Annotated in this window: 17 protein-coding genes; 12 read left to right on the top strand and 5 right to left on the bottom strand. The window is 63.0% G+C overall.

What is annotated here, in order from left to right:
- From VWZ85_RS15170 to VWZ85_RS15145, 6 genes are read left to right on the top strand one after another with little or no spacing between them, the layout of a single operon-like run.
- On the top strand, nt 1-1,074 hold the full coding sequence (locus VWZ85_RS15170; protein ID WP_416589381.1) for a glycosyltransferase family 2 protein: 1,074 nt from the start codon (nt 1-3) through the stop codon (nt 1,072-1,074).
- Nucleotides 1,071-5,708 (top strand): MupA/Atu3671 family FMN-dependent luciferase-like monooxygenase, encoded by a 4,638-nt coding sequence (locus VWZ85_RS15165; RefSeq protein WP_416588895.1) that lies wholly within the window; start codon nt 1,071-1,073, stop codon nt 5,706-5,708. Before VWZ85_RS15170 ends, VWZ85_RS15165 begins: the two co-directional genes overlap by 4 nt.
- The gene (locus tag VWZ85_RS15160; RefSeq protein WP_416588892.1) at nt 5,705-6,418 is read left to right on the top strand and encodes a 4'-phosphopantetheinyl transferase family protein; all 714 of its coding nucleotides are present in this window, start codon (nt 5,705-5,707) and stop codon (nt 6,416-6,418) included. The genes VWZ85_RS15165 and VWZ85_RS15160 overlap by 4 nt, the downstream gene beginning before the upstream one ends.
- Nucleotides 6,415-7,317 (top strand): hypothetical protein, encoded by a 903-nt coding sequence (locus VWZ85_RS15155; RefSeq protein ID WP_416588890.1) that lies wholly within the window; start codon nt 6,415-6,417, stop codon nt 7,315-7,317. The genes VWZ85_RS15160 and VWZ85_RS15155 overlap by 4 nt, the downstream gene beginning before the upstream one ends.
- Nucleotides 7,314-9,887 carry a hypothetical protein gene (locus VWZ85_RS15150; RefSeq protein ID WP_416588887.1) on the top strand — a complete coding sequence of 858 codons (2,574 nt, stop codon included), beginning with the start codon at nt 7,314-7,316 and terminating at the stop codon, nt 9,885-9,887. The genes VWZ85_RS15155 and VWZ85_RS15150 overlap by 4 nt, the downstream gene beginning before the upstream one ends.
- Nucleotides 9,884-10,726, top strand: a complete 843-nt coding sequence (locus VWZ85_RS15145) for a glycosyltransferase (RefSeq protein ID WP_416588884.1) — start codon at nt 9,884-9,886, stop codon at nt 10,724-10,726. Before VWZ85_RS15150 ends, VWZ85_RS15145 begins: the two co-directional genes overlap by 4 nt.
- 18 nt (nt 10,727-10,744) lie before the next feature.
- Here VWZ85_RS15145 and VWZ85_RS15140 read toward each other — a convergent pair whose 3' ends face one another.
- Nucleotides 10,745-11,962, bottom strand: a complete 1,218-nt coding sequence (locus tag VWZ85_RS15140) for a glycosyltransferase (protein WP_416588881.1) — start codon at nt 11,960-11,962, stop codon at nt 10,745-10,747.
- 144 nt (nt 11,963-12,106) lie between these two features.
- Between VWZ85_RS15140 and VWZ85_RS15135 the strand changes: the two genes are divergently transcribed.
- Nucleotides 12,107-13,471 carry an oligosaccharide flippase family protein gene (locus VWZ85_RS15135; protein ID WP_416540639.1) on the top strand — a complete coding sequence of 455 codons (1,365 nt, stop codon included), beginning with the start codon at nt 12,107-12,109 and terminating at the stop codon, nt 13,469-13,471.
- A 22-nt stretch (nt 13,472-13,493) separates the two neighbouring features.
- On the opposite strand, the gene VWZ85_RS15130 is transcribed toward VWZ85_RS15135, so the two are convergent.
- The 3 genes from VWZ85_RS15130 to VWZ85_RS15120 all read right to left on the bottom strand — a co-directional run bounded on the left by VWZ85_RS15130 (nt 13,494) and on the right by VWZ85_RS15120 (nt 16,887).
- Nucleotides 13,494-14,780: a GumC family protein gene (locus VWZ85_RS15130; RefSeq protein ID WP_416540640.1), complete on the bottom strand. Its 1,287-nt coding sequence runs from the start codon at nt 14,778-14,780 to the stop codon at nt 13,494-13,496.
- Between the two features lie 103 nt (nt 14,781-14,883).
- Nucleotides 14,884-15,942, bottom strand: coding sequence for a CpsD/CapB family tyrosine-protein kinase (locus tag VWZ85_RS15125; RefSeq protein ID WP_416537279.1), 1,059 nt, complete (start codon nt 15,940-15,942; stop codon nt 14,884-14,886).
- A 75-nt stretch (nt 15,943-16,017) separates the two neighbouring features.
- The gene (locus tag VWZ85_RS15120) at nt 16,018-16,887 is read right to left on the bottom strand and encodes a sugar transferase (protein WP_416595502.1); all 870 of its coding nucleotides are present in this window, start codon (nt 16,885-16,887) and stop codon (nt 16,018-16,020) included.
- A gap of 720 nt (nt 16,888-17,607) precedes the next feature.
- Between VWZ85_RS15120 and VWZ85_RS15115 the strand changes: the two genes are divergently transcribed.
- On the top strand, nt 17,608-18,462 hold the full coding sequence (locus VWZ85_RS15115) for a 2-dehydro-3-deoxygalactonokinase (protein WP_416588879.1): 855 nt from the start codon (nt 17,608-17,610) through the stop codon (nt 18,460-18,462).
- A 15-nt stretch (nt 18,463-18,477) separates the two neighbouring features.
- Here the strand turns inward: VWZ85_RS15115 and VWZ85_RS15110 are convergent, their stop codons facing one another.
- Nucleotides 18,478-19,608 carry a THUMP domain-containing class I SAM-dependent RNA methyltransferase gene (locus VWZ85_RS15110; protein WP_416588877.1) on the bottom strand — a complete coding sequence of 377 codons (1,131 nt, stop codon included), beginning with the start codon at nt 19,606-19,608 and terminating at the stop codon, nt 18,478-18,480.
- Between the two features lie 327 nt (nt 19,609-19,935).
- Between VWZ85_RS15110 and VWZ85_RS15105 the strand changes: the two genes are divergently transcribed.
- The 4 genes from VWZ85_RS15105 to VWZ85_RS15090 all read left to right on the top strand — a co-directional run bounded on the left by VWZ85_RS15105 (nt 19,936) and on the right by VWZ85_RS15090 (nt 24,872).
- Nucleotides 19,936-21,669 carry an ABC transporter substrate-binding protein gene (locus tag VWZ85_RS15105; RefSeq protein ID WP_340544511.1) on the top strand — a complete coding sequence of 578 codons (1,734 nt, stop codon included), beginning with the start codon at nt 19,936-19,938 and terminating at the stop codon, nt 21,667-21,669.
- A 152-nt stretch (nt 21,670-21,821) separates the two neighbouring features.
- Nucleotides 21,822-22,898, top strand: a complete 1,077-nt coding sequence (locus tag VWZ85_RS15100; RefSeq protein ID WP_416542544.1) for an ABC transporter ATP-binding protein — start codon at nt 21,822-21,824, stop codon at nt 22,896-22,898.
- A gap of 7 nt (nt 22,899-22,905) precedes the next feature.
- On the top strand, nt 22,906-24,009 hold the full coding sequence (locus VWZ85_RS15095) for an ABC transporter ATP-binding protein (protein ID WP_340544505.1): 1,104 nt from the start codon (nt 22,906-22,908) through the stop codon (nt 24,007-24,009).
- Nucleotides 24,009-24,872, top strand: coding sequence for a carbohydrate ABC transporter permease (locus tag VWZ85_RS15090; RefSeq protein ID WP_340544503.1), 864 nt, complete (start codon nt 24,009-24,011; stop codon nt 24,870-24,872). The genes VWZ85_RS15095 and VWZ85_RS15090 overlap by 1 nt, the downstream gene beginning before the upstream one ends.
- Nucleotides 24,873-24,876: the final 4 nt, after the last annotated feature.

Below are 24,876 nucleotides of genomic sequence, written 5' to 3'. Positions count from 1 at the left end.
ATGACCGACAGCCCCGCCCCACAGCAGACGGAGACTTGCGCGCGCCCGGCAGCCGGGGCCGAACAGGCGCGTATTCTGACCATCATCCTGAACTACAAGACGCCGGAAATGACGCTGGACTGTGCCGCCGCCGCGCTGGAGCAGATGAACGCGCTGCAAGGTGAGGTGGTGATCATAGACAATGGCTCTGGCGATGGGTCCTATGACAAATTGCTGACGGCGGTACAGGAGCGTGGCTGGCTGGACAGCGGCCGCCTGCGCCTGATCGCCAGCGACCGCAACGGCGGGTTTGGGGCGGGCATGAACATCGGCTTTCGCCTCGGCCTCGCCGATGGCAGCGCGCCTGAGTTCTATTATCTGCTGAACTCGGATGCCTTTGTGCAGCCGGGAGCGATCCGCGCATTGCGGGATTTCTTGCAGGCCACACCAACCGCCGGGCTGGTCGGCTCTTATGTGCGGGGCACCGATGGGACGCCCCATTGCACCGCCTTCCGGTTCCCGACCATTGCGGGGGAATTCGAATCCTCGGTGCGGACCGGCATCGTGACCCGCCTGCTGAAAGATGCCGTGGTGCCCATGGAGATCCCGACCGAGCCAACTCAGCTGGATTGGACCGCTGGTGCCAGCCTGATGATCCGACGCGAGGTGATCGAGGCGGTTGGAGGTTTTGACGAGACCTTCTTTCTCTATTTCGAGGAAACCGAATTGTGCCACCGTGCCGCCCGCGCCGGATGGAGCACGCATTATCTGCCGGAAAGCGAGGTGGCCCATGTGGGATCCGCCTCAACCGGGATGAAGGATTGGCAGCGCACACCGCAATACTGGTTCGACAGCAGGCTGCATTACTTTCTCAGCACCCATGGGCGCGCCTATACGGTCGGAGCCACATTGGCGCTGATCACGGGCAGCCTGCTCTATGGGCTGCGGCGGCTGGTTTCGGACAAACCCGCCTCGGATCCGCCCTATTTTCTGCGGGACCTGATCGTTCATCATAGCCGCGCGATCTTTCGCCGCCGCCAAACCCAGCCTATGGAAACGCGCCAGACCCCGTCTCAACCGGAGGAGCAGAAATGACCCCATTCTCCTGTATCGTGCTTGGCAATGAATCGCTGCTTGTCGCCTGTGCCGACACCTTGATGGCCCGTGGCCACAGCATCGCCGCCGTAGTGACCAAAGACGCCGAAATCCGCCAGTGGGCCGCTGACAAGGGGCTGAGCGTGCTGGAGGATGCGCGCGACTTTGGCGGATCGGTGGACTGGCTGATGTCGATCGCCAATCTCGAAATCATCCCCGACAGCGTGCTGACCCGCGCGACCAAGGGCGGCGTCAATTTCCATGATGGACCTTTGCCGCGCTATGCCGGTCTCAATACGCCGAACTGGGCCCTGATCGAAGGGGCGACGGAATACGGTATCACCTGGCATATGATCGAAGGCGGTGTGGATGAGGGCGACATCCTCGCCCAGCGCCTGTTTGAGATTGCCGGGGATGAGACGGCCTATAGTCTCAACGCCAAATGCTACGCCGCGGCGATGGACAGCTTCGGCGATGTGCTGAGCCAGCTGGAAACCGACACGCTGGCGCGGCAGGCGCAGGATTTCAGCACCCGCAAGCTCTATACCCGCGCTGATCGGCCCGAAGCCGGCGCCCTGCTGGACCTGTCGCAGCCTGCGGCTGACGTGCACCGGCTGATCCGCGCGCTTGATTTCAACGGCTATTGGAACCCGCTCTGCGCGGCCAAGCTACATCTGGGCACGGAGGACAGCGCGCCGGTGGTGCTGATCGGCTCTGCCGAGGTGGTGCCGGGATCGGCGGCACCGGGCACCGTGTTAGCCGTCGACGACACCAGCGTCACGCTGGCCTGCGGCGACGGCGCGCTGCGGCTGCTGGGGTTGCACCATAGCGATGGTCGCCTGATCCGCGCCGGCACCCATGTCCAAATCGGGGATGTGCTGCGGCAGCTGGATGCGGAGACGCGCCGCGATCTGACAGGGCGGCTGGCCGCAACACAGGCAAGCGAAGCCAGATGGCGCGCGGCCCTCGCCGCGCTGCCTGCCACGGATCTGCCGCTTGCCAGACCCGCGGGCGATGCCAGTGCCGATATCACCAGCCACGCGCTGAACCTGCCCGACGGCCATGCCATGACGGAGGCCGATGCGGTGACCACGGCGCTTGCCCTGGCGCTGTGCAGTTCAGGGTCCGAGGCTGCGGGGATCGCGCTTAGCAATGATGCGCTGCAACAGGCGGCGGTCACAGGGATGATCTGTGACTGGGTGCCGATGCAATCCAGCCGCGACAGCTACCTGGCAGACCTGCAAACCCGCCTGCGCGAGGATCTCGACAGCATCCGCAACAGCGGCGGATTCGCATCCGATCTGATCGCCCGCGCGCCAGAGCTGCGGCAGACCGCAGGCAGCGGCCTTTGCCCGGATATCGGCTGCAATCTGGGGAGCGACCGGCCCATTGCGGGATGTGCGGCGACGCTTTGCCTGACGGATGGCAGGCTGACTCTGGAGGCCGATAGCACACGCCTTGATGCGCAGGCCGTCGACCTGCTGATCGCTCGGATCAACATGCTGGTCGCGGCGCGCGACGCAGCGGCCGAGGGGACTTTTGCCGATCTGCCCGTTCTGCCAGAGACCGAACGGCAACAGATTCTGGTGGCCTGGAATGAAACCGCTCTGACCGGGACGCAGAACACCACCATCCCGGCAGAATTTGCAGCCCAGGTGGCGCGGACCCCGGAGGCCACAGCGCTGGTCTACGAAAATCAAAGCCTGACCTACGCGGAGCTATCTGAGGAGGTCGAACAACTGGCGGCGCTGCTGCGCCACCGGGGTGTTGCGCCGGGCAGCCATGTCGGCATCTATCTGGGGCGGAGCCCTGCGCTGGTCATCGCGGCGCTGGCGACCATGGCCGCGGGCGGGGCCTATGTGCCGCTTGATCCGGCCTATCCGGCGGATCGGATCGCGCATTTCATCACCGACAGCGCGGCCAGTGTGATCCTGACCGACAGCCGTCTGCGCGACCAGCTGCCCGGCACCGCATCTGCCGATGTTCTCTGTCTGGATGATCTGCCGGAGACACCCGCAGGCAGCGGTGGGCCGACCACCCAGCCGGGACCGCAGGATCTGGCTTATCTGATCTATACCTCCGGCTCTACCGGCACCCCAAAGGGGGTGATGGTGCGCCATGGCAATGTGGCAAATTTCTTTGCTGCAATGGACCAGCGGGTTCCGCATCAGCCGGGCGATTGCTGGCTGGCAGTGACCAGCCTGTCGTTTGATATCTCCGTGCTTGAGCTGTTCTGGACCCTGTCGCGCGGCTTCAAGCTGGTGCTGTCCAGTGATGAGGCTCGGTTGCAGCTGTCCAATGGCCCCATCGCAACCAGCGACCGGGGCATGGACTTCAACCTGTTCTACTGGGGCAATGACGACGGCCCCGGTCCGCGCAAATATGAATTGCTGCTGGAGGGCGCGAAATTCGCCGATCAGCACGGGTTCAACGCGGTCTGGACACCGGAGCGGCATTTCCACGCCTTTGGCGGCCCCTATCCGAACCCGGCGGTAACCGGCGCGGCGGTGGCGGCGGTGACGAAGAATATCGGGGTGCGCGCGGGCTCCTGCGTGGCGCCGCTGCACCACCCGGCCCGGATTGCCGAGGAATGGTCGGTGATCGACAATCTGACCGGCGGCCGCGCCGGTATTGGCTTTGCCTCGGGCTGGCAGCCGGATGATTTCATCCTGCGCCCCGAAAACACCCCCCCCGCCAACAAGCCTGCGCTGTTTGAGGCGATCGAGACCGTGCGCAAGCTCTGGCGCGGCGAGGAGGTTGCCTTCCCGCGCAAGGATGGCGGCGACCACGCGGTGCTGACCCAGCCGCGCCCGGTGTCAAAGGAACTGCCGGTCTGGGTGACAACGGCCGGCAACCCCGAGACCTGGCGCGAAGCTGGCAGCATCGGGGCCAATGTGCTGACCCATCTGCTGGGCCAGAGCATCGACGAAGTCGCGGGCAAGATCGCCATATACCACGACGCCCTGCGCGCGGCTGGTCACGATCCGCGCGATCACAAGGTCACGTTGATGCTACACAGCTATCTTGCCGATACCCGCGAGGAAGCCCGCGCCACGGCCCGTGAACCGATGAAGGATTACCTGCGCGCAGCGGCCGGTCTGATCAAGCAATACGCCTGGGCCTTCCCCGCGTTCAAGAAACCCGAGGGGGTGAAAAACCCGTTTGAAATGGATCTCGGGATGCTCTCGACAGAGGAGCTGGAGGCCATTCTGGACTTCGCCTTTGAACGGTATTTCGAAGACTCCGGCCTGTTTGGAACCATTGCCGATGCCATGCAGCGGGTCGAACAGCTGAAGCGGATTGGCGTTGATGAAATCGCCTGTCTGATCGACTATGGCATCGCGCCCGAGGTGGTGCTGGAGGGGCTGAAACCCCTTGCGGAGGTGCTGCGTCTTGCCAATGCCCCGCAGGAACTGGCGGCGGAGGATGTCTCGCTGGCGGCACAGATCCTGCGCCATGGCGTCACCCATATGCAATGCACCCCGTCGATGGCGCGGATGATCACCGCGGATGCCGATGCGCGCCCGGTGCTGGGGCGGCTGTCGCACCTGCTGATCGGCGGGGAGGCGCTGCCGGGAGATCTGGTCGCGGATCTGCGCGGGGCGACCAGCGCAGAGATCCACAATATGTACGGACCGACCGAGACGACGATCTGGTCAACCATGCAGCCCCTATCCGGCGTGCCCGCCGGGACCGCCCAAATCGGGGCGCCGATTGCCAATACCACTGTTTATGTCGTCAAGGAGGATCTGTCTCCGCAGCCGGTCGGAGTCCCGGGGGAGCTGCTGATCGGCGGCGCAGGCGTCACCGCCGGGTATTGGCAGCGCCCCGAGCTGACTGCGGAACGGTTTATTCCCGATCCCTTTAGCGATGCGGGCGCCGGGGTGACCTCGACCCATCTTTATCGCACCGGCGATCTGGTCCGCTGGCGCGGCGATGGCCAGCTGGAATTCCTCGGCCGTAGTGACCATCAGGTCAAGATCCGGGGCCAGCGGATCGAGCTGGGCGAAATCGAGGCCGCGCTTGCAGCCATGGACGGGATAACCGGCGCGGTTGTGGTGGCGCGCGACAGCGGGGCAGACACCCGGCTGGTTGCCTATGTCACCGGCGCGCTGCCGCCGGATCAGGCAGCGCTCAAGGCCGCGCTGGCGCAGCAGCTCGCTGCCGTCATGGTGCCAAGCCATATCGAACATCTCGCCGCCTTCCCGCTGACGCCGAACAAGAAGATCGACCGCAAGGCCCTGCCGGACCCGAAACCGGTGCGGATCACTGCTCCCACCTCCGACACCCCGCTCAGCGCCGGAGCACAGAGCAAGATTGCCGAGATCTGGGCCGGGATCCTTGGGGTCAGCGGTATCGGGGCGGAGGACAATTTCTTCACCCTCGGCGGTCATTCCTTGCTGGCCGTGCAGGCCCACCGCGACATTCGCGGCGCTCTGGATGTGCCGAAGCTCTCGATCACGGATATCTTCCGGTTTCCGACGCTGTCGGGGCTGGCCAGCCATATCGACACGCTGACCGGAGCGGCCCCGACAGAGGACACCGCCGCCCCCGCCGTCGATGCGGCGGCAAAATCCGATATGATGTCGAAACGCCGTGCGATGCGGGCCAACCGCAAGGCCCGCAGCGGATGAGCCTTGCCGATCCGCTCTCACGCAGCGCCCGGCACAAGGCGCTGATCCGCCGGTTGTTTGACGCCTGTGTCGTGGTGGAAACCTGCGATCCGCAGGACGATCCGCCTCCGCCCTTCCCTGAGGAGGCCGCCTGCCTGTCGCCAAATGCCGTCGAGAAGCGGCGGCGCGAGTTTGCGGCGGGCCGCGCTGCCGCGCATCGCGCGATGTCGTCCCTCGGCATGACGCCCAGCGCCATTCCGGTCGGCCCCAAACGGGCGCCGGTCTGGCCGCCTGAGGTTGTCGGCTCGATCAGCCATTGTCACAGCGCCGCCGTCGCCGTTATGGCCCTGCCCCAACAGATGCGCGGGCTCGGGGTCGACGTGGAGGAGGACACGCCGCTGGCTGATGACCTGATCCCGCAGATCTGCCGCCCGGCCGAGCGTGACTGGCTCGCACAACAAAACAGCCCCGGCCAGCTCGCCAAAGTGATATTCTCGGCCAAGGAAGCGGCTTATAAATGTCAGTACCGCCTGAGCGAGCGGTTCTTTGGCTTTGACGGGATGGAACTTGAGATGGATTTGGCGCAGGGCACCGATCAGATCAGCGGGACGTTTTGCGCGCGGTTCACGGCGGATCAGCTGCCGTTTCGAAAAGGCGACGCCATTGGCGGGCGTTTTGTTATCGGGGAGGGGCTGATCGCAACCGCCGCGCAGCTGCCAGAGGTGCAATGATCGGCCGTCGCGGATTTCTCGCCCTCTTGTCGCTGCTGCCACTGCGCGCGCAGGCCAGCCCCTTTGCCCTGCCCTTGTTGAAGGCCCCGACGGGCCCAATGCGGGTGTTCCACCTTGGCCATTCGCTGGTTGGTCGCGATATACCGCATATGGTGCGGCAACTGGCACCGGAAGGGCACAGCTACAACAGCCAGCTGGGGTCGGGCACCCCGTTGCAGGATCACTGGGAGCCGGATCTGGATATCCTGCATTTCGATCAAGTCAATCACCCTCCGGTCTGGCGAGATGCACGCGAGGCGGTTGGCTCCGGTGAGTATGACGCCGTGATCCTGACGGAGATGGTCGAACTGCGCGACGCGCTGCGCTATTTCAAAGGCGCGCGATACTTTCGCCGCTGGGCTGATCTGGCCCGGGCGGGGTCGGATCGGACGCGGATATACCTCTATGAAACCTGGCACCCGCTGGATACGCCGGATGGCTGGCTGAAGCGGATCGACGGTGATCTGGAACAGCTCTGGCTGGGCGGGCTGGCCGGATCTGACAGCCGCCGCAATCCGAGACGTCCCGCCTATCTGATCCCCGCAGGACAGGTGATGGCCGCCGTCGTGCGCGCCGCCGAGGACGGCCAGATCGACGGGATGACTCATCGCGAGGCGCTTTTTGCCCGCACATCCGAGGGGGCGCTCGACCCGATCCATATCAACGATCTGGGCGCCTATGTTGTGGCGCTGACCCATGTCAGCGTGCTTTATCACAAAAGCCCGGTTGGCCTGCCGCATCAGCTGCAACGCTCCGATGGCTCGCCTGCGGATGCTTTCAGCGCCAAAGCCGCGCGGCAGGTGCAGGAGATCGTCTGGCAGGTGATCACGCGCCACCCCCGCACTGGTGTTTCCCCATGACGCTGGCAGATCTGGTGGCCAGTGTCGTCATGGTCGGGCATTCCCTGTTCGGACCCGACAATCCGGTGATGCTGGACCAGCTCCTGGCCCGGCAACCGGCCGCGACTGCCGGACAGATCGCCGAAGAGATCAGGGTCGAGGCGCAGATCATCAACGGCGCGCCGCTCAGCTACAATTGGACACATGCCGATCAGGCCGAGGGGATCAATGCCCGCACCCGTCTGGCCGAAGGCGTGGATGCGCTGATCGTGACCGAGGCGATCCCCCTCGCCAACCACCTGAAGTGGAGCGATACCGAGGGGGCGCTGACGCAGTTCTACAACCTTGCCCACACCGCCAACCCTGAGGTTGAGGTCTATCTGCAGGAAACTTGGCACAGCCTGAACAGCGGAACCGGGGTTGAGGTGCCTTTTGATCCGGGGGCGACAATGCAATGGCGCGACCGGCTGGCGGCGGATCTGCCGCGCTGGCAAAAGGTCGTCGACACGGTCAACAAAAAGACCGGCGGAGAGATCAGGCTGCTCAAGGCCGGTCAGGCGATGGCGCGACTGGATGACGCCATACAGGCAGGTACGGTGCCGGGCCTTGCGCGGATCGAAGATGTCTTTGCCGATGATATCCATCCCAATGATCTTGGGTTTTATTTTCTGTCCGCGCTGCAATATGCGGTGCTGACCGGTCAGTCTCCGGTGGGGCTGCCGCACCAGCTGCGCTCCAAATGGGGCGGTCGCTACGAGGCGCCCGCGCCGGACCTGGCGCGACGACTGCAGGAGATTGCCTGGGATGCCGCTCAGGACCGAACACAGCGGGCAGCCCTGCCTGCCGATCCGCCGCCGCTGCCCGACGACCCGATGCTGCCTGCGCTGAACCGAGTGGTTCCGGCCAGCCAGACCAGCGCGCCGCGCGACATCGCCGCAGCGCAGGGGCTGCCCCAGGGCGCCGAGGTGCCGCCTCAGCCGATTGCGATGAACCTGGCCTCGATTGCCGATTGGAGCCCGCAGGCTCCGTTTCTCGACCATTTCAAAACTGCCCGTCCGTGGATTGGTCATCTGGCCGGGCAATGGGGGGGCGCGGATTATGCCGATCTTGCAGCAGCGGGATATCTGGACCCTGATGGCTGGCCGACCGCAATTCCACCGGAGCTTGGCTCGGTCGGGACGCTGATCCTCACCGATTTGCCTGCGGAGGCCGCCAGCCTCGCTGGGCGCTATGTTCTGCTGTTTGACGGCGACGGGATTGTCGAGGTGACGGGGCGGGCCAAGAACATCCGCTACGGCAAGACCGAAATCCGCTTTGACTATACGCCCGGTCCCGGCGCGGTCGAAATCCGCATTCAGCGCAGCGACCGGCAGGGAACCGGTGACTATATCCGCAACATCGCGGTGGTGATGGAAAAACACCTACCGGACTGGCAGGCCGGCGCCATCTTCAATCCGGATTTCATGGCGCGGATGCGTGGGTTTGCAGCGCTGCGATTCATGGACTGGATGGCCACCAACGACAGCACGCAGGTTGGCTGGGAGGATCGCCCAAGGGTGCAGGACTACAGCTGGGCGGCCAAAGGTGCGCCAGCGGAGGTGCTGGTGGCGCTGGCCAATCAGCTTGGCACCGCGCCCTGGTTCACCCTGCCCCATATGGCCGACGACACCTATGTCCGTAACTACGCGCGGCTGGTGCGGGAGCAGCTGGACCCAGCGCTGACCGCCTATGTGGAATATTCCAACGAGGTCTGGAACTGGCAATTCGAACAGGCGGTCTGGGCTGATGATCAGGCCCGCGCCCGCTGGGGTGGCCAGGATCTGTGGATGCAGTTCTACGGTGGCCGCGCTGCCGAGGTTGCCGCGATCTGGACGGAGGTTTTTGGCGCGGCGGCCGATGACCGGCTGGTGCGCGTTATCTCTACCCAGACCGGGTGGCTGGGGCTGGAGGAACAGGTGCTGACCGCGCCGCTCTGGGTTGCCGAAGATGCCACGCGCCGACCGCCGGTCCGCGCTTTTGACGCCTATGCGGTGACCGGCTATTTCGGCGGCGTTCTCGGCCTGCCGGAACGCGCGCCAATTCTGCGCGCCTGGATTGCCCAGAGCCGCGAGCAGGCTGAGGCCGCCGCCAGGGCCAAGGGTCTCAGCGGAACCGCCGCGGCCGATTTTGTCGAGGCGCATCAATATGATGCTGCCAGCGCATTGGCAGCGGCAGAATTGCAGGACGGGCTGGTCTCCGGCAGTTCCGACGACACGATCAGCGATCTTCTGGGCCGGGTTCTGCCCTATCATGCCAAAGTTGCAGAGGCCCACGGGCTCGACCTGATCATGTATGAGGGCGGCAGCCATGTGGTTGGCTTGGGTCCGATGGTCGATGACGACATGCTGACCGGTTTTTTCAGCCATTTCAATTACACCGAGGAAATGGGCGGCCTGTATCGCAGCCTATTGCAGGGCTGGCCCGCCTTGGGCGGAAGTCTGTTCACCGCTTATTCGGATGTTTCGACACCCGGAAAATGGGGCAGCTGGGGCAGCCTGCGCTACCTGACCGACGAAAACCCGCGCTGGCGCGCTGTGGAGGCGGCGAAATGAAACCGCTGTTGAGCGTGCTGATCCCCGCACATAATGAGGCGGGCTATATCGGGTCGTGTCTGTCGGCGTTGTTTGCCAGTGATCCGCTGCCGGATGGTGCCACCGCCGAGGTCTTGGTGATCGCCAACGGTTGCACTGACACCACGGTCGCGGCGGCGCAGGCGGTGACGGTGCCGCCCGGGTGGGATTGCAGGGTGATTGATCGGCGCGAGGGCGGCAAGATCGGGGCTCTTCAACAGGGAGAAGCGCAGGCCACCGGTGGCATCCTGGTGTATCTTGACGCCGATGTGTGTGTCGCCCCACCGCTGATGGCGCAGATATGCCACGCGCTGGATTGCACCGCGCCGCGCTATGCCAGCGGGTCGCCCCGGCTGGCTCCGGCCAAGAGCCTGATCAGCCGCCTTTACGGGCGGTTCTGGGAAACACTGCCCTTTGTCCAGCAGGGGGTGCCGGGGTTTGGCCTCTTTGCGATGAACCGGGCCGGGCGCGGGCGCTGGGAAGACTGGCCGGACATAATCGCCGACGACATCTACGCGCGCCTCAGCTTTGCGCCGCACGAGCGTCTCCGGCTGGAGGCAAGCTACCAATGGCCGCTGATCGAGGGGTTTCGCAATCTGGTGCGCGTGCGCAGACGCCAGAATGCCGGGGTTGCAGAGATTGCCGCGCGGTTCCCCGCACTGCTAGCCAATGAGGACGTCACCCGTCCTGGCCCCGCAGCAATTGTCGCGCGGGCGCTGCGCGACCCGGCGGGATTTATGTCCTATGCGGCTGTTGCCATCGCGGTGAAGTCGCCGCTGTTTCGCGGCCGACAGGAAACCCGCTGGACGCGGGGCCGCTAGGCGGGCCATTGCGCTGGCCTAGCTGGACTGCCCAGCAATCGCCGATCGGAAATGCGCCGCCAGCTTTGCGGCCTCTGTGTCGCTGTCGTGCCGCTCCAGAACCCGGGCGCGCCCGGCCTGCCCCATGGCAACCCGTTTGGAATGGGGCGTCGCTGCCAGATCCCGGATGGCCTGCGCCAGAGCAGCAGGATCACCCGCAGGCACCAGCCAGCCGGTCTCTCCCGGCAGCACCAGTTCAGGCGTACCCGCGATATAGGTGGCAATAACCGGACGTGCGGCTGCCATGGCCTCCATCACCACCATGGGCAGACCTTCGGCAAAGGAGGGCATCACCAGCGCCTGCGCGCGGGCCAGTTCGGCCCTGACATCAGCCTCGGAGAGCCAGCCGGTCAGCGTGACATGATCGCCAAGCCGGTGCTTCGCTATGGCGGCCTCCAGATCGGGGCGCATCTCACCATCGCCGATCAGCGCAAGATGCAGATCGGGATAATCCGCGACCAGATGCGCCATGGCCTCGATCAGCATCATCTGGCCTTTCTGCTCCACAAAGCGACCGATGGCGGCAATCCGCAATGCGCCTTCCGGCAATGGCGCGGGATCCGCAAAACGTGCAGGCTCGATCCCGCAATGCACCACCTTCAACCGTTCCCAGCTGCCAAAGGCCGCCCATCGGCTCAGTTGACTGCGGCCAAAACTGCTGATGGCTACCGCAAATCTGGCGCGGTTCAGTTTCTCCCCCAGGGACAAGGGTTGCGGCGCGTCGAATTCCTCTGGCCCGTGGGTGGTGAAACTATAGCCCGGCCCGCCCAATTCAGAGGCCAGAAGTGCAACGGTGGTCGCATTGGTGCCGAAATGCGCGTGCAGGTGGGCGATCTCCTGCTGCGCGGCATAATCGGCGACGTAGGCAGCCTCGGCCAGATAGATCAGATGACGCAGACGCCCCGCCTGCGACGCCGCCCCCAGGCGCCAGGCCATGCAGAGCGCGCCGATCAGACGTCGCGGCGTCCTGCGAGCAGACCGCATCAGCGCCCGGAGCAGACCGATTGCACCCCGGTCGAGGACGTAGATGGTGCGCGCCTGCTCGGCCTGATCGCCGGGATCCACCAGAGGGGCACTGCTGCGCCGCATGGCGATCCGATGGATCACGTGACCCTGGCGCTCCAGCGCCTGTACCTCGCGCCGGATGAAACTATGCGACGGCTGCGGATAGGTATTGAGAATATACGCTATTTTCACGAGGACGATGGCCCATTTTATGCAAGACTTGTCGCAGGCTATCGTCAGTTGTCACACTTGCCCAGCATTGCCGCGATCATGCCGCGGAATTGACGCCTTTTGGGATCAGTATCGCAAGTGTATCGCAAAACCTCGAGGATATTGATGCCGCAGGTCCTGTCGCTTTTCCAAGGAGAACGCCTCGCCGCCCGCGTGTTGCGCTCGGCCTCCTGGCTGATGATCGGCTATGGCGGCAGTCAGGCGCTGCGGCTGGCGGCGAATCTGGTGATGACGCGGCTGCTGTTCCCCGAAGCCTTTGGCCTGATGGCGCTGGTCAGCGTTGTAGTCACCGGGCTGGCGCTGTTTTCCGATATGGGGATCGGTCCGTCCATTGCCCAGAGCAAGCGCGGCGACGATCCGGATTTCCTCGACACGGCCTGGAGCGTGCAGGTGGTGCGTGGCTTTGTCCTGTGGGGGTTGACCCTGCTGTTGGCCTGGCCTGTTTCGCAATTCTATGGCGCAGCGGAATTGCTGTGGTACCTGCCGATTGCCGGTATCGCGCTGGTGCTCAACGGATTTGACCCGATCCGCGTGGAGACGGCCCATCGCCATTTGCTGGTCGGTCGACTAACGGCGCTGGAGCTGATCAGCCAGGCCATTGGCATTGGTGCCATGGTTCTGCTGGCCTGGTGGACGCAATCGGTTCTGGCCCTGGTCCTGGGCAGTGTCCTGCAGGCAGGCGTATTCCTGCTGAGCGTGCATCTGGGACTGCCGGGACGGCCCAGCCGGTTTCGATGGGAGCCGACGGCGCTGCGTGAATTGCTGCATTTCGGCAAATGGATTTTCCTGTCGACCGCCTTCTGGTTTCTGACCTCGCAGGGCGATCGGGCCATTCTGGGCAAGTTCGTCCCGCTGGACGTGCTTGGTATCTACAATATCGGGTTTTTCCTGGCGAGTTTCCCGATGGCACTCGGCCATGCGGTGAACCAGCGGCTGATGATCCCGGTTTACCGCGACAAGCCTGCCCACGCCGCACCGGAGTACCGGCGCAAACAGCGCCAGCTGCGCGCCGGGCTGAGCATGATGATCCTGTCGATCCTGCTGACGATGGCCTGGCTTGGCCCCTGGCTTGTCGATCTGCTCTATGATGCGCGATATGGCGATGCCGGTCCGATGGTGGTTCTGATCGCGCTTGCCATGGCTCCGGCTGTGATCACCATGACCTATGATCAGGCCGCGTTGGCCGCCGGGGACAGCCGGTCATTCTTTGTCTTTACGGCGGCGCGAGGGATTGCGCAGACGGTGCTGTTTCTGGCCGGGGTGATGCTGTTTGGCCTGACAGGCGGGATCGCCGCGCTGGGGCTGGCGATGGTAATGGCCTATCCGGTGATGATCTGGCTGGCCTGCAAACACCATGTCTGGGATCCGCTGCATGACCTGCTGTTTATGGTTCTGGCTTTGATGGTTGGCCTGTCCGCGATCTGGTGGCACTGGGACAGGCTGACGGCGATGATCGCCGCGGTTGGCTAAGAACCAGGACCGAACGCCTCTTTCAGCCGCTTGCTTCGGCCCCCGGCGGGCGCCGCCTGTTGAAGCCTCTGCGCAGCCGCGCGAGGAAGCCGCGCCGCCGGGGTGCCGTGTCCAGATAGGGGATCGCAACAACGGGTGTCAGGCCGGTCTCCCGCTCCATCTGCGCCACGCTGCGCAGCACCGGGTGCCGCAGCTCAAGCAGGAAGGCGATGCCAAGGGCCAGTCCGATACTGGCAACACCGCCCATCAGTGCCTTTTTCTTGCGCCCGCCTGTTGCCGGATAGTCCGGAAGCGGCGCGGATTCGATGATATTCAAGCGCTCCGACTGGCGCGAGGCCTCCAGACGAAAGCCCACTTCCGCCTCGGTCCGGCGCTGAGAAATCGCATCCAGCTCGCTTTGCAGCTGGCTCATCCTGCGCTCATAGACGCCGAGCTGGCGCTCCACCTCCGGTGTGGTTTCCAGCGATCGCTCAAGCGTCGACCTGCGGTTCAGCAGCAGTTCGCGCTGCGCGTCCAGCGTGGCCAGTTTCTCCTCAAAGACTTCAAGCATGCGACGGGCCGTGGCCTGACGCTGGTTCGATGTGGTCTGATCCGCCTGTCTGCGCAGCTCGATCTGCTCGCGCTCGATCTCCAGCAAGCCGGTATTGAGCGATGAAATCTCCTCGCGGCGCATCTCGATCCCGCCGGGAAGTGCAACGTTATTGGCGTTGCGATAGGCGGTGATCTCATTCTCGAGCTCGGCCACCTCACCGATGAGCGCGGCTTCCTTGTCGGCAAAAAAGGTCAGGGTTTCCCGGGCCTGTTCGATGCGCGAGCTCTGGCTCAGTTCAATCGTGCGGGTGGCGAATTCACTGGCAACGGCCTGCGCCTGTTCCGGCGTCGGCATCAGCGCCGAGATGGTCAGCACCGAAATCGTGCCGTCATCGGCAAACCCCTCCCGCGCGGCAGCAACCCCGGTCAGCGAGACGGAGTCGCGCAGCAGCGCCACCTTTTCAGAGGGGACAAGGCCTGGAAGATCCTTGTAGAGACCGTATTTCTCGATGATTTCCAGGACCGAACCACGCGCCATCAGACGCTGCTCGATCAGTTGCAGCCGCCGCGCCGAAGATCCGTCAACGGTGGATTTGGCAAGTTCGTCGGCGATCTTCGGCCGGGTGATCTGCAGGACCGCCGAGCTTTCGTAGAAATGCTGCTGCTTTGCCGCGACCCATAGCGACACCATGGCACCCAGCAGGACAACCCAAAGGATCACCGACGCGCGCCGTCGCAGCATATCCAAAATGTCATCCAGAGTGCGGATCGGTCCCATGTGTCGGCTCGTTTGATGGTTGGTTGCGGTTGGTCGTCGGTTCAGAAACGGCGCGCGCGCCGGGAGGCGGGATCAGGGACCTCGGCGAGGTCCCCGGTCGGATCTATTGGCCAAATTGCAGCAAACCGGCGCCCCGCGCGCGGTTCAGGCTGACGCCCAGCAACTGGGTTTGACCATCAAAGAGTTTTTCACAGGCCGCGAGATGTGCCGCCGTGGTACGGGTGCCGTCGGCAATCAGCAGAACGCCATCGACCTGCGGCAGAAAGGCGGCGGTATCGTCATGTTCCAGAACCGGCGGCAGATCGAACAATGTCACATCCGCGCCCGTGCTTAGCACCATGTCGTCGATCACGCTGGCGCACCGCCCGTCATGCAGGATTTCGGCGGCGTTGCGGTCCGGGGCTGCGGTCAGCCCGACGGCCAAAGACGCGGCGGGGCGGATCAGATGCTCTGCCAGCGTCAGCTCCCCTGATAGAAAGCCCGGCATATCGCCGGCCGGTGGCAGTTTCAGCGCGGAGGCGACACCGGGTCTGCGAAAATTCAGATCCATCAGCACCGTGCGTGTCCCCGGAACCCGCGCCATGCTGAGCGCGAGGTTGACGGCAGAGAACGTGGCCCCGCACCCGGCTGTCGGCGCCGCGATGGCAACCCGCTTCCAGCCCTGTGCCTTCAGACTGTGAAGCAGGCGGGTGCGCAGCAGGTCAAAGGCGTTTGCGGTGGGGGAGTTGCGAAAGAAATTCACCAGCGGCGAGCGCGCCACCTGATGGCCGCGAATGTCCAGTGGGACGCGGTGGAGACGCTCCCACATCTCGGGCAGGGTCGCGGGCAGGCGCTGCGGCTTTGGATCCGTATCTGAGATCCCTTCGAGCGGCCTGTTTCTGCTGCTCTCAGGGCGCCGGGCAAAACGTCTGCCTTCATCGGCCTGCGCGCTGCGCGCGGCAGCCGCCATTTCTCGGGCACTTTCACCGCCCTGTTGTGGCGCGTTCGGCGCAGACTGAGGCTGCCCGGTCAGAGCCGTGTCATGCTCTGGGTCCGAGGAGTTGCGCCCCTTGCGGCGGCGAAATCTCTTAAAGCCTTGTTGCGTCATTGCAATGGGGTCGTCCCACTCCAGTTTCTGTCCACAGGTGCCAGGGGCCTCCGCGTCGTTGATCGCATCTTTCATGAAACCCCCTCGCAGTTCTACCACGTTAGGCAAGATGCGCCTATAGTCCGGCCCATCACAGTTAGATGCGATCGGTTAATATCCCGTGCCTCGCAGAACGACACCCACCGTCCGCAGCAAAAGATCGACATCCGTGCGCAGGCTCAGGTCGCCGTGATAGCTGGTATCGGCGCGGGCGCGGGTGGCAAATCCACTCTCATTGCGCACCGAGACCTGCCAGAGACCGGTAATCCCGGGTTTGAGATCGAAATAGGCGGTGGCATCGCCGTAGAGCGACAGTTGATCGGGCATCATCGGACGCGGGCCAACCAGGCTCATCTCACCGATCAGAACATTCCACAGCTGTGGCAGCTCATCCAGTGACGTGGTGCGCAGGAAGCGGCCGACCGGCGTGATGCGCGGATCTGCCTTCAGCTTCTGCGTCTCGTCCCATTCGCGCCGCATGGCCGGATTGCTGGCGAGATAACGCTCCAGCAGCTTGTCGGCATCGCGCACCATGGTGCGCAGCTTCAGGATCGAGAATACCCGCCCGCGCTGGCCAAGGCGATCCTGCGTGTAGAAGGGATTGCCCCCTTCCAGCCAAAGCGCAAGCGCGGCCATCAGGATCAAGGGCAGGCTGATCGGCAGTGTGAGCAGAACCAGCGTGATATCGAGCATACGTTTGCCGAGAACGGCATAACCCTGACGAGACATTTTCGAGGACTGGGCCTGAACGTCGTCGCGCAGTCCGGTCAGGTGACTGTCGAGCGCCCGGCGCGGCGAAGATGATCGCGCCGAAAGCTCTGCATTCATATTGGCAACGGACTTGGCGACAGACACAAAACGCGCTTCCCTGACCAATGCCACAGGATAGCCGTTTCCGACCAACGGCCAGCGCGACCATGTCGCGCGACCGGCCGCAACACCAGGCGGGCGAGCAGCCCCCTCTTGCACGAAATCCTTCATTTCCAACCCCAATCTAGGACCGCCCCCGCGATCCTCACCCGTGCGCTGAAACAACAGCGACATTGCCCCGCCAAAGCGGGCGTACTCGCACCAATCTGAGTATCCCGGCACGACAGCGCCCCGGGTCCCAAGTCCAATAAGATCGATGGTTCTTCTCCAGCCGCACCCCCATGAGGCTGGCACCTTCGTCCCAATCAGGCGGCCCGTTCAGGTCGCCCTCCGAACCGCAATTGCGGCCATTTCTTAATAAAGCAATTTTACGCAAATCTCAGTAAAATCGGAGATAGGGCAGTATTCGCTCAATTTTCAGTAAATCAGGGCGCCAACTGAGAAACAATTCCTCTAAAGGATAGGAACTATCTCCGCAGCCTATCCAAAAGTATAAGGAATCAGCCAAGACTCATGGCTAAATTCGAGTCCACGCCCGGCTTATCCAATAAGGAATGTTAACCTTCTTTATCGAGTGGCCGGATCCGTTAACCATTTCCCCGCCATTGCCGAAACAAAAATAGCGCCAATCCGGGCCCGAATGTCGCCTGAAGCCAAATGGCGCCAAATCCGGGGCTGACGTTGATCATTGACCCGGAACTTGGCAAGGAGGGGCCTGGTGCCGGAAACCGCCGTCACCGCATTCCCGTTTCGGGATCTGGGCAAAAGGACATCGACATGTGCGCTGCATCTTCTGAGCCATCCTCTGCATCAACCGCCGGGGCCGCCCCGATGAAATCTGCCAACTGGGTGGCTGCGGATCACGCAGACGGTCGCTTGATGGTCTGGCTGATGAACGAAGGGGACGCCGTGCAACATGTCTCCGCCAGAACCGGCGCCGATTTGATGGCGGATCTGGCCGGGCTGGTTGGCACGCTGCATGGCTGCGCCCCGGAGACGCCGATCCTGCTCAATGATGACAGCCTGCGGGGCGGCACGACGGGCACGATCGCGGTGCCTGCCAAGGTCACGGAGCTGCCGATGGGAGAGGCGATGCTGGGGACGCATCCGCTGCGGTTGCTTGGCGGGCTGTCACAAAGCGCCCCTGTTGGAGTGATGCGCGGTGCCGTCAATCGCATTGCGGGGTTCCTCAGCCTCAACCCCGACTGGGACGGCGTGATCTGCATTGCCGGGATGACGACCCATTGGGCACTGATCAGCGCAGAGGAAGTCGTCAGTTTTCAGAGCTTTCTGACACCCGGACTGTGGCGCAGCCTGGCGCCGGGATTGGGCATTGAAGGGGGCGCAGAATTTCAGAGTGCCGAGCGCACCGCTCTGACAGCGGCGATGGAAACCATCCAGTCCAAACCTGAAGCCCTGGCCGCGCGTTTGGCCGAGCTTCAGGTTCTGCGGGACGGATCAGAAAGCGAAACCTCTGCGCGTCTTTGGGGGCTGCTCCTTGGTGCAGAGCTGTCGGCGGCGCGCCCCTATTGGTTAGGGCAGAATGTTGCCCTGATCGCAGCTGCGCCGCTGGATGTGCCCTATTGTCTTGCGCTCAATCACCAGGGCGTGCCGGTTACCCGTACCGACGCCGATCGCATGGCTCTGGCCGGTCTGGTCCGGGCCTGGCGGGGCATCACATCCTAGGATCTGCCAGAGCGCCTATGGCAGCGGATTGGTCTGGAACAGCCGGATCTTCAAACCGCCATGGGCCACCGGCGGACCAAAGGGTTTGAAGGGCAAATTCGTCGCCTTGGCCAAGGAGGTCTCGCTGGTAACGATGCCGACGCGCCAACCACTGAAACGGGCCATCAGCGTTTCCCCAAGCGCCGCATAAAGCGCATAGAGCAGCTTCTTGTTGCCGATCCGCGCGCCATAAGGCGGGTTCACGATCACCAGACCCGGTTTGCCCTCCGGACCCAGATCCGGTGGCGTCAGGTCGCTGACCGCCTGCTGAACAATGGTCACCAGATCGCCGATCCCTGCCCGTTCGGCATTGGCGGCGGCCATGTCAACCGCGCCATCATTGCGGTCGGATCCGTAGCAGCGTGCGCTGGTCTGGCGCGGGTTCTGCTCAGCACGCAGGGCCTGCCAGGCATCGGGATCAAAGCTGGCCATCTGTTCAAACGCAAAACTGCGGCTGCGGCCGGGAAACAGCCCTCTGGCGATCTCGGCCGCCTCGATCACAAAGGTGCCGGAGCCGCACATCGGATCCACCACGGGCTCCTGCCCGTCATACCCGCAGTCCCGCAGGAACAGAGCGGCGAGGTTCTCGCGCATCGGCGCCTTGCCCACGGCTGTCTTGTGACCGCGCTTGTGCAGCCCCTCGCCGGAGGTATCGACGCTGAAGGTGCAGAGATTATCCTCGATCCGCAGTTTCACCGTGATGGGGGCATCGGCGCTGATCTCGGCGCCAAGCTCCTCTGTGATCGCACGTTCGATACGCTGGGTGGCCGCACCTGCGTGGTAGATCTTGGATTTCTTGTTGGTTGTGGTCTCCACGCGGACCGGGACATCCGCGCGCAGCACATCCGACCAGGGAAATTTGCGTGCGCGCTTGTCGAGCTGCGCGAGGTGAAACGCACGGAAAGAACCGATACGGGCCAGCACGCGCGCGGCACCGCGCAATTGCAGATTGGCGCGCCAGACATCGGGCCAGCCGCCTTCAAAAGTGACGCCACCGGGTACCGTTTTGGCACCGGCAAAGCCAGCCTCCGTCGCTTCGCGCTGCAGGGTCTGCTCCATCCCCGGAGGGGCGGTCAGGAAGATCTCGAATGTATCACATGTATCCATGACCTCTCCTTAGCGGCAAAACCCCCTGTCAGCGACGGCAAATTTCGCCATTCGGCGCGGCGGCGATGGCCGCTACCGTTGCCGTGCACGCAAGTGCGGATCGCGCACAGTGGGATTCCCGCGACGATTGCCGCGATGCAGCACCGCAGAGCCCATCCGCACGGTCAGATCACTCGCCTCAAGGTAGATTTACTTACCTTTAAAATTCAGCGCCTTACGACAAACTAAAAAATTAGTTTGACAAGGTAGACTGCGGTATGGAACCTGTTTGTCAGCCGGGTGCCACGGGGCATCTTTGGCCACAATAAATCACTAGGGAGGAGAAAGATGCGGAAGTATCTTTTGTCCGCAGCCGCGGTTATTGCCGTGGTCGCGGGACAGGCAGCCTATGCCGATGAGGCCGCTGCCAAGAAATGGATCGACGAAGAGTTCCAGCCCTCGGTTCTGACCAAGGATGAACAGCTCTCGGAGATGCAATGGTTCATCAAGGCGTCCGAGCCGTTCAAGGGCATGGAAATCAACGTCCTGTCCGAAGGCATTCCGACGCATAGCTACGAATCCGAGGTGCTGACCAAGGCGTTCGAGGAAATCACCGGCATCAAGGTGAATCACCAGATCCTCGGCGAGGGTGAAGTGGTTCAGGCCGTGCAGACGCAAATGCAGACCAAGCGGAACCTGTATGACGCCTATGTCAACGATTCCGACCTGATCGGCACCCACTCGCGCCTGCAACTGGCCTATAACCTGACCGACATGATGGAAGGCGACTTCTTCGACGTCACCAACCCCGGTCTGGATCTCGGCGATTTCATGGGCACCCAGTTCACCACGGGTCCAGATGGCGATCTCTACCAGCTGCCCGATCAGCAGTTTGCGAACCTCTACTGGTTCCGCAAGGACTGGTTTGACCGCGAAGATCTGCAGGCCGCGTTCAAAGAAAAATACGGCTATGATCTGGGCGTTCCGGTCAACTGGTCCGCATATGAAGACATCGCCGAATTCTTCAGCGAAGACGTCAAGGAAATCGACGGGACCACAATCTTTGGTCACATGGACTACGGCAAGCGCGCGCCTGACCTTGGCTGGCGGATGACCGACGCCTGGCTGTCGATGGCCGGTGCCGGTTCGAAAGGTGAGCCGAACGGTGTGCCGATCGACGAATGGGGCATCCGCATGGAAGCGGATTCCTGCAACCCTGCCGGTGCAAGCGTGACCCGCGGTGGTGCTGCCAATGGTCCGGCTGCGGTCTATGCGATCCGCAAGTGGGACGAATGGCTGCGCAAATACGCGCCTCCGGGTGCCGCGTCCTATGACTTCTACCAGTCGCTGCCCGCTCTGGCACAGGGCAACGTAGCCCAGCAGATCTTCTGGTACACCGCCTTCACCGCCGACATGGTGAAGCCGAAGTCCGAAGGCAACAACACCGTTGACGACGAGGGCAACCCGCTGTGGCGGATGGCGCCCAGCCCGCATGGTCCCTACTGGGAAGAAGGCCAGAAGGTTGGCTATCAGGACGTGGGTTCCTGGACCTTCCTGAAATCCACCCCGGTTGATCGCGCCAAGGCGGCCTGGCTCTATGCTCAGTTTGTTGTGTCCAAGACCGTTGACGTGAAAAAATCCCACGTTGGTCTGACCTTCATCCGTGACTCTTCCGTGAACCACGAGAGCTTCACCGAGCGTGCGCCCAAGCTGGGTGGTCTGGTCGAATTCTACCGTTCGCCCGACCGCGTTGCATGGTCCCCGACCGGCGTGAACGTGCCTGACTATCCGAAGCTGGCCCAGATCTGGTGGCAGCAGATCGGTGACGTGAACTCCGGCGCCTTCACCCCGCAGGAAGCCATGGACCGTCTGGCCGAGGAAATGGACATCACCATGGCCCGTATGCAGCGTGCAGACGAGCAGGCGAATGTCTATGGCGGCTGCGGCCCGCGTCTGAACGAAGAGAAAGACGCCGAGTGGTGGTATGCCAATGGCGGCGCCAAGCCGAAACTGGAGAATGAGAAGCCGCAGGGCCAGACCGTCAACTATGACGAGTTGGTTGCCCGCTGGGCATCTGAGTAACCCCTCCTCGCCGTGGGGAGCGCGCGGATCTATCCGCTGCGCTCCCCGCTTTCGCCCCGGAGCGTGGCTGGCCCTCTCCGGGGCAATTTTTTCCCAAAATTAGATCGCGCATGCCGCGCGCAACAGGCCGTCCGCCGGAAAGTCAAAGCAAGATGGCACTCGAACTCAGAAACGTGACCAAACGCGTCGGCGCCCAGCTGCATATCAAGGAAACCTCCCTTGTGCTGGAGCCAGGTCACTTCAACGTCCTTCTGGGCGCCACCGGGTCAGGCAAGACCTCTCTTATCAAGATGATGGCGGGTCTTGACCCGATTGCCAGCGGACAGGTGCTGATGGATGGTCAGGATGTGACCTCGCTCAGCACTCAGAAGCGCAATATCAGCCTGGTGCACCAGTTTTTCATCAACTATCCCCATATGACCGTCTACGAGAACATCGCCTCGCCGCTGAAGGTGGCTGGTATGGCGAAGTCCGAGATCGAAGGCCGCGTCGAAGAAGCCGCAGACATCCTGCAGCTGCGCCCGATGCTGCACCGTCGCCCGCATGAGCTGTCCGGTGGTCAGCAGCAGCGAACCGCGCTGGCCCGCGCAATTGCCAAGGAAAGCCGTGCGGTGTTCCTGGATGAGCCGCTGGCGAACCTCGACTACAAGCTGCGCGAAGAGCTACGCGATCAGCTGCCCGAGCTGTTTGCTGGTCGTGGCGCCGTTGTGGTCTATGCAACCTCCGAACCGGAAGAGGCGCTGCTGCTGGGTGGGAAGACCGCGCTGATGCAGGATGGCCGCGTCACCCAGTTCGGCACCACTGCCGATATCTATCGCAACCCCGATAATGTTGCAGCGGCGCGCGTATTCTCCGATCCGCCGATCAACACCGCCCCAATCGTGAAGCAGGGCCGCACAGCGCGCCTGGGCAATGACGTCAGCTGGTCGCTGACCGGCGCGGCGGCAGATCTGGCAGATGGCCCCTACACCATCGCGATCCGCCCCTACCACGTTCTGCCGATCGCCAGCCCTGCGACCACGGTGCAGCTGTCGGGCCGGGTGCAGGTGACGGAGCTGTCCGGCTCTGAAAGCAGTGCCCATTTCGACATGGGCTTGGATGCAGATCACGGCAGCTGGGTCTCCCTTGCTGCGGGGGTTCACCCCTATGAGGTCGGCGAACTGCATGATTTTTATATGGATCCCTCAGCGGCATATGTCTTTGCCCCTGATGGCTCCCGCGTGGCGTGAGGCGCAAATGGCAAAAATTACACTCTCAAAACTGCGGCACAGCTATGTGCCGACCCCCTCAAGCGAATCCGACTACGCCCTGAAGGAAATCGACCTCGACTGGACCGATGGCGGTGCCTACGCCCTGCTTGGTCCTTCGGGTTGCGGCAAGTCCACGCTGCTGAACATCATATCCGGCCTGTTGGTGCCCTCCGAAGGGCAGATCCTCTTTGACGGCAAGGATGTCACCAAACTGCCCCCAGATCAGCGCAATATTGCGCAGGTGTTCCAGTTTCCGGTGATCTACGACACCATGACCGTTTACGACAACCTCGCCTTTCCGCTGCGCAACCGCGGCCGTGACGAGGCGACGGTCAAAGAGCGCGTGATGGCCATTGCCGAGATGCTGGAAGTGACTGATCTGCTCAACACCCGCGCCGCAGGGTTGAGCCCGGACAACAAGCAGAAGATCTCCATGGGCCGGGGCCTGGTGCGCGAGGATGTGAACGTCGTCATGTTCGACGAGCCGCTCACCGTGATCGACCCGCATCTGAAGTGGAAACTGCGTTCGAAGCTGAAAGAACTGCATCAGCGCGTGAAGGCCACGATGATCTATGTGACCCACGACCAGACAGAGGCGCTGACCTTTGCCGATCAGGTGGTGGTGATGCAGGATGGTCTGGTGGTACAGATCGGCACCCCGGTTGAGCTGTTCGAACGCCCCGCACATACGTTTGTTGGCCATTTCATCGGCTCACCTGGCATGAACGTGCTGCCTTGCGACCTGCGCGCAGGCCAGCCCTATATCGGCACCCAGCCGATTGCACTGGAAGGCCCGATTTTGGGTGACGCCAAAGGCAAGACCGAGGTCGGCATCCGGCCCGAGTTTGTCACGCTCGCCGCGAACGGCCTGCCTGCAACTGTGACCAAGGTTTCGGACGTCGGGCGGCACACCGTTGTCGAATGTGAAGCTGAAGGCCAGCGGATCAATGCCGTGATCGAAGGTGCAGGCCCCGCCAAGGGCGAGGCGGTCCACCTGTCCTTCCGTCAGGACCAGACCCGGCTTTATGTCGATGGCTGGATCGCGACAGAAGCTGCCCAATCTGCCACCGCGACCGAGGAGCAGGCATAATGAAAACCGAAAACCAAAAGGCGTGGTTCTTTGTCCTGCCTGTCCTTCTGCTCGTTGCCTTCAACGCGCTGATCCCGATGATGACCGTCGTCAACTACTCCGTTCAGGAGACATTCGGCGACAACGTGTTCTTCTGGCAGGGGCTCGACTGGTTCCAGCAGATCCTGCGCTCTGACCGGTTCCATGCCGCGCTGGGACGCCAGTTCCTGTTCACCTTCCTGATCCTGATCATCGAGGTGCCGCTGGGCATCGCCATTGCGCTGTCGATGCCGCGCAAAGGGTTCTGGGTGCCGGTCTGTCTGGTGACCATGGCGCTGCCGATGCTGATCCCGTGGAATGTGGTCGGCGCGATGTGGAACATCTTCACCCTGCCGGATATCGGCCTCCTGGGGTATTTCCTGAACCACGTGCTGGGCATCAACTATGATATGACACAGGACCCGATTGCGGCCTGGGTGACCATCGTGACCATGGATGTCTGGCACTGGACCTCGCTGGTGGTACTGCTGAGCTATGCCGGTCTCGTGTCGATCCCCGACGCCTATTATCAGGCGGCCAAGATCGACGGTGCCTCCAACTGGGCCGTGTTCCGGTTCATCCAGCTGCCGAAGATGAAGACGGTGCTGACCATCGCGATCCTGTTGCGGTTCATGGACAGCTTCAACATCTACACCGAGCCGTTTGTTCTGACCGGCGGCGGACCCGGCAATTCCACCACTCTGTTGTCGATTGACCTGGTGAAGATCGCCCTTGGTCAGTTCGACCTAGGCCCGGCTGCCGCCATGTCGCTCATCTATTTCGCAATCACACTTCTGGTCAGCTGGCTGTTCTACACGCTGATGACCAAAGACGACCAGAATTGAGGAT

The organism is Phaeobacter sp. JH20_29, from assembly GCF_048056175.1.
Classification (GTDB): Bacteria; Pseudomonadota; Alphaproteobacteria; order Rhodobacterales; family Rhodobacteraceae; genus Phaeobacter; species Phaeobacter bryozoorum.
The sequence above is the reverse complement of the archived record's forward strand: the minus strand, read 5'-3'. Positions and strand labels throughout refer to the sequence as shown.